This is a genomic window from Xylanibacter rodentium, assembly GCF_013166575.1.
GTDB lineage: Bacteria > Bacteroidota > Bacteroidia > Bacteroidales > Bacteroidaceae > Prevotella > Prevotella rodentium.
In genome coordinates this window covers 16,824-26,389 of the sequence record NZ_JABKKE010000009.1, presented here as the reverse complement: position 1 = coordinate 26,389, position 9,566 = coordinate 16,824, and the positions used below count along the sequence as shown (strand labels likewise).

12 protein-coding genes and 1 tRNA gene are annotated in these 9,566 nt (G+C 54.3%); 5 read left to right on the top strand and 8 right to left on the bottom strand.

The genetic code is table 11. The features are described from left to right. Positions 1-17 precede the first annotated feature (17 nt). The 8 genes from HPS55_RS06640 to HPS55_RS06605 all read right to left on the bottom strand — a co-directional run bounded on the left by HPS55_RS06640 (position 18) and on the right by HPS55_RS06605 (position 5,350). On the bottom strand, positions 18-452 hold the full coding sequence (locus HPS55_RS06640; RefSeq protein ID WP_172324821.1) for a hypothetical protein: 435 nt from the start codon (positions 450-452) through the stop codon (positions 18-20). A gap of 1 nt (position 453) precedes the next feature. Further along, positions 454-1,632, bottom strand: coding sequence for a DUF2586 family protein (locus HPS55_RS06635; RefSeq protein ID WP_172324819.1), 1,179 nt, complete (start codon positions 1,630-1,632; stop codon positions 454-456). Positions 1,633-1,643: 11 nt separating this feature from the next. Further along, positions 1,644-2,225, bottom strand: a complete 582-nt coding sequence (locus HPS55_RS06630) for a hypothetical protein (protein WP_172324817.1) — start codon at positions 2,223-2,225, stop codon at positions 1,644-1,646. Continuing rightward, the gene (locus HPS55_RS06625; protein WP_172324815.1) at positions 2,149-2,526 is read right to left on the bottom strand and encodes a hypothetical protein; all 378 of its coding nucleotides are present in this window, start codon (positions 2,524-2,526) and stop codon (positions 2,149-2,151) included. The genes HPS55_RS06630 and HPS55_RS06625 overlap by 77 nt, the downstream gene beginning before the upstream one ends. Positions 2,527-2,545: 19 nt before the next feature. Beyond that, complete coding sequence (locus HPS55_RS06620; protein ID WP_172324813.1) at positions 2,546-3,013, bottom strand: N-acetylmuramoyl-L-alanine amidase; 468 nt, start codon at positions 3,011-3,013, stop codon at positions 2,546-2,548. Positions 3,014-3,015: 2 nt separating this feature from the next. Beyond that, entirely contained in the window at positions 3,016-4,101 is a 1,086-nt protein-coding gene (locus tag HPS55_RS06615; protein ID WP_172324811.1) for a major capsid protein, read from the bottom strand. A gap of 35 nt (positions 4,102-4,136) precedes the next feature. Further along, positions 4,137-5,159: an HK97 family phage prohead protease gene (locus tag HPS55_RS06610; protein WP_172324809.1), complete on the bottom strand. Its 1,023-nt coding sequence runs from the start codon at positions 5,157-5,159 to the stop codon at positions 4,137-4,139. Between the two features lie 119 nt (positions 5,160-5,278). After that, positions 5,279-5,350: transfer RNA gene (locus HPS55_RS06605), tRNA-Met, on the bottom strand. A 186-nt stretch (positions 5,351-5,536) separates the two neighbouring features. Between HPS55_RS06605 and HPS55_RS06600 the strand changes: the two genes are divergently transcribed. From HPS55_RS06600 to HPS55_RS06580, 5 genes are read left to right on the top strand one after another with little or no spacing between them, the layout of a single operon-like run. Next, complete coding sequence (locus HPS55_RS06600) at positions 5,537-6,013, top strand: terminase gpP N-terminus-related DNA-binding protein (protein WP_172324807.1); 477 nt, start codon at positions 5,537-5,539, stop codon at positions 6,011-6,013. Position 6,014: 1 nt separating this feature from the next. Further along, positions 6,015-7,568, top strand: coding sequence for a hypothetical protein (locus HPS55_RS06595; RefSeq protein ID WP_172324805.1), 1,554 nt, complete (start codon positions 6,015-6,017; stop codon positions 7,566-7,568). Beyond that, entirely contained in the window at positions 7,562-7,822 is a 261-nt protein-coding gene (locus tag HPS55_RS06590) for a hypothetical protein (protein ID WP_172324803.1), read from the top strand. Before HPS55_RS06595 ends, HPS55_RS06590 begins: the two co-directional genes overlap by 7 nt. 5 nt (positions 7,823-7,827) lie before the next feature. After that, entirely contained in the window at positions 7,828-8,253 is a 426-nt protein-coding gene (locus HPS55_RS06585; RefSeq protein ID WP_172324801.1) for a phage protein Gp36 family protein, read from the top strand. Between the two features lie 26 nt (positions 8,254-8,279). Next, a complete protein-coding gene (locus tag HPS55_RS06580) occupies positions 8,280-9,530 on the top strand; it encodes a phage portal protein family protein (protein WP_172324799.1) in 1,251 nt (416 codons plus the stop codon). Positions 9,531-9,566: the final 36 nt, after the last annotated feature.

Sequence of the window (9,566 nt, the reverse complement as noted above, 5' to 3'; positions counted from 1 at the left end):
CCGCCCACCACCCGCGCTTATTTGTTCCACTCGATATGCGACATTACGAGGTCGATTTCCACCTCCTGGCCTGTGTCGCCCTCTTTCCAGCCGCGCCCGTTGTTCTTGAAAATGACATTGCGCAGCTTGTCGGTTGATACGATGCCCGTGTCGGGCAGATAGTTGACGATGATGTCAAAAGGCGCGATGTCTTGAAGCCTGCCCGTAAGGCTCTGCCGCTGGATTGCCTCGACCTCTTCCTGGTACAGTGTAATTTTGCCCGTCGCAGTAATGCGCCCCTTCGCGTAGCCGACAGGGTAGCGGCCTGCGCCGTACTTTGTTACGATGTCCTGATCGTCCTTGTATTCGATGCCCGTAATGCCTGTAACGGGCACACCTGCTATGACGAGCACGATGTCTGCCCAATCATATAATTTGCCATTGATGAATGGCACGCCGTTGTTTCCTACCATATTACAGTGATTTTACGTAACCGATTTTTACTTTCATTTTGCGGATAACACCCACGGGCACGTTCTTGATTACCACCTCTACGGTGCTGGTGCTCAAAACGTCCTGCTCAGGGTCGATTTTAGCCTCATAGCCTGAAAGCTCGCCTGCTTTCTCCATGTCCTCGAGGGCTTTGTTGGCCACGGTCTCCAGATAAGCCACGGTGTAGCTCTGGAGCTTGCCCGTGTTTGCGTCTATATACACGTTACCGCCCAGCTCTGGGGTCAAGTAAGTGCGTATGCCACGGCACGCCTTGTCCATGGTGCGCACCAGCTCTATGGCGTTGTAGTCGCTAATGGCCGCGTCCATGTTATGGCTGTCGTTCCAATAGCTGCCCGACACGCCCACAATGGGGGTCAGGAACAAATAGCGCGCTGTGTCCAATTTCTCCAGCCATGCCTTGTCCACTGAACGCACCAGGGTGCCGTCACTAAAGGCGGGCAGGGAAATGCCAGACGGGAATTTCTTAACCCATGAAATGCTTTCGTGAACTGCCGCCGCAGACACATGCCCCAGCCACACGCCTATGCAGCTGACGGCGTTCTTGGTCGTCTTGTTGGTAGCCTCCGCGAAAAGCAGCGCGCCCGTGTCGTTGGTACCGCCTGGCTGGGCGATGATAACGGACACACGCGGGGCGGCTCCTGCTATGTCGGTAGGGAGTGCCTGGTAGCCCCCTTTGAGGCTCGGTGCGTAGCCCACCGATACAGGGGCGTTATTGAGGTCTAAAGCGTCGGCCTGCGATTGCAGCAGGGTGACGTTCTCCTTTGTCAGCTCTGTAAGGCCGTCCCAAATGCCGAACTGACGGATTGCGCCGTCGGCGTAGTTCTGCACGGTGGCCAGCTCTGCAAAGGTGTGCGCGGCGGGCTTCGTGAAAATACCCACATACAGCGTTATGCCGTTGTTAATGCGGAACACCTCGGACAGCTGGTAGTGCATGACACGGGCAGCCCAGGACGTTGCGTCTGACGTGATACCCAACGCTTCGGCTGCGTCTATGGTGCTGACGGCCTGCACGGCTTCGGCTTTGAAGTCTTCGGGGATGTCGGCTTCGTTTACGTAGAAAATCATGCCTGACACATGGTCTTGGCCTGGCAGACTTTTGGGGACGTTGCCGTTCTGTCTTTTGATTTCTAAAGAGTTCATTTTCTTTGTTTTTAATGTTTGTAATATCTACGCAGACAAAAGACGCAGCCCGCTGCTGCAAGCAGTAGTGCCAGGATAATGACCGCCCAGGCTTTCCAGCTGCTGCGCTGGGTCTTTACGTTGTCCGTGGTGTCGGTCCTGGCGGCCTCGGTCGTCTGCTGTTCCGTCTGCACGTGTGCCGTGCGGTCGGTAACAGTCTGCGTGCTGTCGGTCTGTTCCTTGGTCAGCTCCGCTTTAATGTCGGCCTGCGCCGTGCTTCTGGTCGTGTCCTTTCGCTTGGTCGCTGTGGTCTGCGTTAAAGCTGCTTTGACAGGCGGCAGCCCTGTGGCCGTGTCGGCTGGCTGTGTCGTATCGAATAGTAAAAGGTGCAGGGTCTGTTCAACGCTGGCCTCACTCTCTTGGTCAAATGTCTGCTGTAAGGCAGCCTGCAACAGACTATCGACCTGCGCCTTTATTCGTGTCTGCGTCGCGGTTGTTTCAGCTCCGATGCTGTCGGCGACGCTTTCAGCGGCGCGGTCATACTGCGCCCTGGCGGTTGTCGTCGTTACCTTCGTCGTCCCACAGCTGACGAGATACAGGGCACTCGTTAGCATGAGGACAGCCAGGGATTTTTTCAATAGCTTTGCGGAATTTATCAACATTGCGGCGTAGGCTTGTTATTTCCTTTTGGAGCGGCTCAACGACAGTCTCCACAAGCATTTGATTGGCTTTGCGTACGTTGTCCAGCTCCGAATTTTCCACAGCTGACATTTTGGCGGCCACCTCGGCGCGCAGTGCGTCGATTTCAGCCTTGTACTTGTCGCGGGTCAATATGGAGCCTAACCACGCGCCCAGGGACGCGCTTATGGTGCTGCTGCCGATAATTGCGAGTATAATTGTCGTTATGCTGCTCATTCAGGGGGTTAATGGGTTATTACTGATTTATGCCGATTTCACGCAGCCAGGCTGACACGTCGAAAGACGGGCAGGCTTTTGCGGCTACCTGATTATGGCCGATAATTTTTACTTTCGGGTGCGCGGTGTGGAAGTCTTTAACATACTTTTCCAGGGCTGCCTTCTGGGCTGCGGTGCGGGTGTCCTTGGGGGTCTTTCCGTCTGCTGCCACACCGCCAGCATAGACTATATGCCTGCTTATGCTGTTGTAGCCTTTTGCGCCGTTGGTGATTTCCCAGGGGTCTACCCATGCGTCCTCGTTGTTGGCGACCAGACGCTCCACGCTGCCATTGAGGTGCACCAGGTCTGTATATCCTACCTGTTTCCAGCCTCTGCCGCCCGCAGAGACGGGCGACGTGTGCCAGCGGCGTATTTCAGCCGCCGACACGTCGCGCCCCTCGGGGGTGGCAGTGCAGTGAAGTACCAGATATTTAAGTTCCTGTTTCATCTTTAGGCAGTTTCTACCGTGCTGACGATTGCCGCGCGGGTCTTGTCGGCTTTAAGAGGCAGACAGATACCCCAGTTGCGGAAGTTCACCAAATTGCGGTGGTAAAGCGGGTCTTTCTCTGCTTCGCTGTAATACATTTTCACACTGCCGTTCGCTTTCATCATACCAGGGCAATAGAAAGCCACAGAGGCCTGGCGGTCGGTAGCGGCTGCCGTGGTGCCAAAGGCTTTTTTATTGCCTGCGCTGGTGTAGAACGGTGTGCCGTTATACTCGTAGATGTCAAAACCGTAAAGGCGGGCAATCTTACCCTCTGTCTGGTTGATGTTGTACTGTTCGCGGAATTTCTGATCGACAAGGAGCAGGTCATTTGCGTGGTCGCTGCAAAGCACCAAAATACGGTCTTTTGCAGGTGTGCCCATATTGTCAAATGCGGCCTTTAATGCGATGAGGTCAGCAGGCACCATGCGCTTGCGCAGGGTGGCAGCGTCTTTCTCTCCTGTGGTGCGCAGGACTATGGTCTTACCAGCTTCGGCCTTGTCTGGAGCGATGGCATGTATGGCCTTTTCGCGTTTCTTCTCTTTCAGAGCTTCGCGGTGGCGTTCCTGCACGCTGGCCATTTTGTCATAGCTGACAGCGTGGAGCTCGTCGTCTGTTACGGGGGTGGCCTCGGTGTCGAACTTGTCCAGGCTCACAGGCTTGTCCGCGTCGTCCAGCGATGTGATGTTCAGCGGGTAGGTGGTGTTATTTACCAGCACTTTAGGGTCGCCGCCGATTTCGGTAAAGTGGATAACGTCATTTTCCACATACTGGTCATAAGAGCGGATGCGGTCGTACCAGCCCAGAGACTCGGGCGCGGTGCGGAACGCCTTAATCATTTCGCCTGTCCAGATTTCAGTAAGTACACCTGCATGGAGGGCGTTTGCAGGCATAAAGCCGCCTGCCAGCAAAGCCACGCCGTTGGCTGCAAGTGCACCCACCACAGGGGTGCCGCCTACGGCACAGGAAATTGTGGCTCCCATTGCGCTGTTTACTCCGATGCCTACCAGCATCATAAGCAGACAGCTGAAAATTTTTGTAATTGCTTTCATTGTTTATAACTTGTTAAATGGTTGTTTAACTACGGTTAGCGGGGCAGGTCGATGCCATACTCTGCCTTATACAGGCGGGCATACTCCTGGGGCTGCTCCTTTTTCAGGCTCTCGATTTTGTCGGCGGGCACCTCGGACAGTTTGGCAAAGGTCTGATGCTCCGCACCAGCGGGCGCACCGTTGCTGCCAGGCTGCTGGTTAATCATGTCCAGCGGCTTGCTGGCGGGCGACATGCACTCCAGCGTTTCATTAAGCTGCTGCACGCCTACATTTTTACCCAGCTGGATAAAGTGGTCGCGCTTGGCTTCCGTAATACGTTTGTCCTTGACTGCCTGGTCAACCGCCGCAGTGATAGCGGCCAGCTCCATGCTCTGCGCCTTGTCGGCACTCTGTTTGAGCAGCTGCACAGCACTGTGTACCTGCTCCTCGGTCGCCTCTTCGGCCAGACCGAGCAACTGTAAGGTTTCTTTCTTCATGCGTTTATTATTGTTATTGTTAATACTTGCCGCAGGCTTGCCGCCCTTGGCCTTTCCTTTGTCGTCTGTCGTGTCGTCCTGCCCGTCGGTCTTGGACAGCTCCAGCAGGGGCAGAGCCTCGCACGCCTCACCCGCCGCCAGCGTCAGCAGCTGGCCGCTGTTTGACAGCTGCAAAGCGTCGTCATTGCTGCCGATGTCCACAATGCTGACCTCGGTAAGTTTGGAGCGCAGCACAGTGGCACGCGTCTGGCCAGGCAGCAGGTGCACGGGGTCGACGCTGGTCTCCACGATGTCCAGCCCTGCGCTGCACATTTTCAGGAACCCGCCCTCCCACTTGTCGGCTATCTGTTTGGCGAATGGGTCGTTCACGTCAAACACGGGCGTGCCTTTCAGCGCGTCCCCGTCAAAATGCAAGTTTTCCACCCTGCCGATAGGCAGCGGGGTGCCATTGCTAAAACTCCTACGGTGCATCCACAGCAGCACGGGATTTTTTGAGTACTGCGAAATGTCGATGCCCGCTGTAATCACACGGCTGCCGTAACTGTTCAGGCGGCTGGTGCTGATAATCATTTCTTTTGCCATTTCATTGCGTAGGTCTTAAAAAGACGGTAGGCGGCAGCCCTGGTGCTAAACCCGTTTAAGCACTCTTTTGCGTGGACTGCCAGCCTGTGCCGTCAGCGTCATTTTTCTACTCTGGGTTGTTGCGGCGGCAGGACTCGAACCTGCGACCTGGAGGGAATGAACCTCCCGAGCTACCACTGCTCTACGCCGCGATGTGGTTAGGTTTTTCTGTGCAAATTTGCGGGCTTTTTTCTGCCCCCGCAAAAAGAGTGTAAAGACTTGACACACTTTTTTTTACTCCCAATAATAATGCGGAATTTTGCAGCAGTTTTAACAGTATTAACCCCGCAGCGTTTGGTATTTTCCATATGCTGCCCTAACACATTAAAAAGTTATGAATGGCAACTAAAAAAGAACGTGAGGAAAAGAAAGACTACGCCCGCATTCTGTTTATGCAGGGAGACAGCCAAAAGGTCATAGCCGAAAAGACAGGCATAAGCGCGCAGACCATTACAAAGTGGGTGAACGGTGAGGGCTGGCAGGAACAGCGGGCGGCGCAGAATATCACACGCCCCGAACTTGTAAACAAGCTGCTGCGCACCATTGACAAAATGCTTGAGAGCGTAAACAACAGCGAAGACCCGACGGCCATAAACGGCCTGGGCGACAAGCTGGCCAAATTCTCGGCCACCATTGAAAAGCTGGACAAACACACCAGCATAGTGGACGTTATCGAGGTCTTTATGGCCTTTAGTAAGTGGTTACAGTTCCAGGCGCAGTTTGATGATGAGATAACACCCGAACTGCTCAAAACCATAAACAGATACCACAACCAATATATCGACTACCTGATGCAAAACAAACTTATAAAGTAACATGCCAAATTACGACAAACTGACAAGAAAAGAGGCACTCGAACTGTGGAAACAGCACTGTGCTGATGTGCAGACGGCCACCATGATAGGGCGCGGCGAAACAAACGCCCAGCGGGAGCAGCGCATTAAGCGTGTGCGTGCCGATTATTCCGCGTTTGTCGATTACTATTTTCCCCATTACACCCAGAACTCGCAGACAGGCGCGCAAACACCATGCGCGCCTTTCCACATTAAGGCGGCCAAAGAGGTAAAGGCAAACAGGAACCTGCGGGCGGTCTATAAATGGCACCGTGGCGCGGCAAAGTCCACACACCTGGACATATTTATCCCCCTGTGGCTAAAGTGTCAGGAACAGCGCGAAATTAACGTCATGGTGCTGGTGGGTAAGAGTGAAGACAACGCAAATACCCTGCTGGCTGACGTGCAGGCAGAGCTTCAGTACAACCAGCGTTATATTAACGATTTCGGCGAACAGTACAACAGCGGTTCATGGGAGGAGGGCGAATTTGTTACAAAGGACGGCACGGCCTTTTTTGCCCGTGGCCGTGGTCAGTCGCCCCGTGGTCTGCGATACCGCAGCCACCGCCCTGACTACATTGTCATAGACGACCTGGACGACGACGAGCTGTGCGAAAACCCCAGCCGCGTGCAGAGGCTTACCGATTGGGTAAAGGAGGCTTTGTTCGGTGCCCTGGACGGTGGCCGTGGCCGCTTTATCATGGTCGGCAACCTCATAGCCAAAAACAGCGTACTGCAAAAGATTTCAGAGACCAAAGGCGTGCGCGTGTCGCAGGTCAATATATTGGACGAGAACGGCAACGTCTCATGGGCGGCCAAATGGACACGCGCAGAGGTGCAGGCCATTGAGGACTTCCAGGGGTACCGCTCATTTCAAAAAGAGTACATGAACAACCCGATTGTCGAGGGTGCCGTGTTCCGCCAGGAATGGATAAGGTGGGCAAAACGGCCACAGTGGCGACAGTTTGAGGAAATAGTCCTGTATATCGACCCCTCATGGAAAGGCTCAACAAAGAACGACTACAAAGCCGCAAAGCTCTGGGGTAAGGTCAAAGGCGGCCAGCTGTGGCACCTGCGCGCTTTCGTGCGGCAGGCTACCGTGGCCGAAATGGTGCGCTGGTGTTACGACCTCTACGAATGGGCACAGGCCACAGGCGTGGCCATAAAGTTCTACATGGAGGCCAACTTCATGCAGGACATGTTAATGGACGACTTTACAAAGGAGGGCGACCTGCGCGGCTACCAGCTGCCTATTATTGGCGACAAACGCAAAAAGCCCGACAAGTTCCAGCGTATTGAGGCCTCCGCACCGCTGTGGGAGCGCGGCTTTGTCTTTTACGACGAGAGCCAAAAGGACGACCCCGACATGCTGCGCGGCCTTGACCAGACGCTGGCATTCCAAAAGGGTATGCGCGGCCACGATGATGCGCCAGACGCTGACGAGTCGGCTATTAGCATACTGCAAAAACACTCTAAAATTACAAACTTCACGCCGTCTTTCGGAAAGCGGCGAAACGCAAAAAATGTAACATGGTAACTTTTATTAAAAAACTTGTGCGCGCCACCGTATTTGAGTGGCGCAGAAAACGCGCCATAAAAAAGGCGCAGAAAGATGCTAACCTCCTGCGCCGTCGTTTCCTGGTGCTGGTACAGAACGGAAAGCCCGTTGTCGTGTCGATGCAGGGCGTTAAAAAGCTCATACGGTGCCACCGCTTTGCAAAGGGCTTCACGGCAGAGAAAGCCCGCGAAATAGCCCTTTATGTGGCAGACCCGCAACCCATTAAAAAGTAAAGCAAATGTTTCTTACAGATGAGGACTACAAGTCCGTGTGCGACGATTTCGAGTTTGAACAGCTCCAGGCACACACCGACATACGAAAGCAGGCCGAAAAGGCCGCCATGGAGAAAATAAGCAGCTACACCCGCGACCGCTACGACATGAAAAAGGCGTTTGCCCAGAAAGGCGACTGCCGTAACGCCATGCTGGTGGACTGCGCCGTAAACATTGCGCTGTATATACTTGTACACCGTCTGCCTGGAGACATGGGCAGCGAAAGACGCGACCAGATGTATGAGGACAGCATTAAATGGCTCAAAGACGTGCAAGCCTCAAAGGCCACGCCTGACCTGCCCAGATACATAAGCGACGACGGCGACACTGACAGCCACAACCCCGTGCGCTTCGGCTCTGGCCTGGATAAGGTGGGCAGCTGCACATGGTAATTTACAAACCGTTAAACACCCGTTAAATGAACATTTTACAGAAAATAGGCAATATCTTTACAGGCGGCCAGACGTACAGCAGTGCAGAGGTGCACCGCATTGCCGAATTTGTCAAAAGCAAAGAGGGTCGCCGCCTTACCGCCGAACTCATACGACAGACCGACAGCCTGACAAAAAAGGACGTGGGCATGTGGCGGCAGGCCTGGCAAATGGCCATAAACATAGACAACCCCAAACGGCAGAACCTTTACGACATTTATACCGACTGCCTCATTGACCTGCATCTTGAGGGCTGCATAGGCCAGCGTAAAGGCATGGTGATGAAACAAAAGTTCCGCATGGTGGGCGCAGACGGCAAAGAGGTGGAAAAGGCCACGGCTATGTTTGAGCGCGAATGGTTTAACGACTACTGCTCCCTGGCTCTGGACTCCCGTTTCTGGGGGCACAGCCTTGTGCAGTTTGGCGACATTGTGAAGACCTCGGACGGGTTGAGCTTTGAGGGCGTGGAGCTGGTGCCACGTAAGCATGTGTGCCAGGAGCATGGTATGCTGCTGCGGAACACGGGCGACGATTGGCGCAGCGGCATAAGCTACCGCGAGGGTGAGCTGGCCAGCTGGTGCCTGGAGATAGGCAAACCCTACGACCTCGGCCTGCTGCTGAAATGCGCCCCGCAGTGCATAAGCAAAAAAAATATGCTGGGTTTCTGGGACATGTTCGGCGAAATTTTCGGCGCGCCTATGCGTATAGCAAGGGCCACCACCACAGACGACGCGGAACGTGCCAAAATTGAAAGTGCCCTCGAAAACATGGGCAGCGCGTTTTGGGGTCTGTTCCCTGACGGCACCGAAATAGACATAAAGGAAAGCAGCAGGGGCGACGCTTACAACGTCTATGACAAGCGCGTGGACAGATGTAACAGCGAAATTTCAAAGGGCATACTTAACCAGACCATGACCATAGACGCGGGCAGCTCGCTTTCACAGTCTGAAACGCACCTGGACGTGTTCGAGAATGTCATAGAGGCCGACAAAAAAATGCTGTCTAACAATGTGAACGACCACCTGCTGCCGTTCATGCAGGCGCACGGCTTCCCTGTCGGCGGCCTGCGCTTTGAGTGGGACGACGCGGCGGCCTTTACACCGTCAGAACAGCGCGAAATGGAGCGCGTGCTTCTGGAGTATTACGAAATAGACCCGCAGTATTTCACAGACAAATACAACGTGCCTATCACAGGCGTGCGTGAAAAAAAGACACAGCCCGACGCTTTTTTCGGGTAAGCCCCGCGCACGCTGCTGACCTGCGCGAAAAATACG

Bases quoted from the DNA above. Each gene is read 5' to 3' on its own strand.
- HPS55_RS06625 (WP_172324815.1), bottom strand. From the start codon at position 2,526: ATGAGCAGCATAACGACAATTATACTCGCAATTATCGGCAGCAGCACC.
- HPS55_RS06630 (WP_172324817.1), bottom strand. From the start codon at position 2,225: ATGCTAACGAGTGCCCTGTATCTCGTCAGCTGTGGGACGACGAAGGTA.
- HPS55_RS06635 (WP_172324819.1), bottom strand. From the start codon at position 1,632: ATGAACTCTTTAGAAATCAAAAGACAGAACGGCAACGTCCCCAAAAGT.
- HPS55_RS06610 (WP_172324809.1), bottom strand. From the start codon at position 5,159: ATGGCAAAAGAAATGATTATCAGCACCAGCCGCCTGAACAGTTACGGC.
- HPS55_RS06640 (WP_172324821.1), bottom strand. From the start codon at position 452: ATGGTAGGAAACAACGGCGTGCCATTCATCAATGGCAAATTATATGAT.
- HPS55_RS06620 (WP_172324813.1), bottom strand. From the start codon at position 3,013: ATGAAACAGGAACTTAAATATCTGGTACTTCACTGCACTGCCACCCCC.
- HPS55_RS06590 (WP_172324803.1), top strand. From the start codon at position 7,562: ATGGTAACTTTTATTAAAAAACTTGTGCGCGCCACCGTATTTGAGTGG.
- HPS55_RS06580 (WP_172324799.1), top strand. From the start codon at position 8,280: ATGAACATTTTACAGAAAATAGGCAATATCTTTACAGGCGGCCAGACG.
- HPS55_RS06615 (WP_172324811.1), bottom strand. From the start codon at position 4,101: ATGAAAGCAATTACAAAAATTTTCAGCTGTCTGCTTATGATGCTGGTA.
- HPS55_RS06585 (WP_172324801.1), top strand. From the start codon at position 7,828: ATGTTTCTTACAGATGAGGACTACAAGTCCGTGTGCGACGATTTCGAG.
- HPS55_RS06600 (WP_172324807.1), top strand. From the start codon at position 5,537: ATGGCAACTAAAAAAGAACGTGAGGAAAAGAAAGACTACGCCCGCATT.
- HPS55_RS06595 (WP_172324805.1), top strand. From the start codon at position 6,015: ATGCCAAATTACGACAAACTGACAAGAAAAGAGGCACTCGAACTGTGG.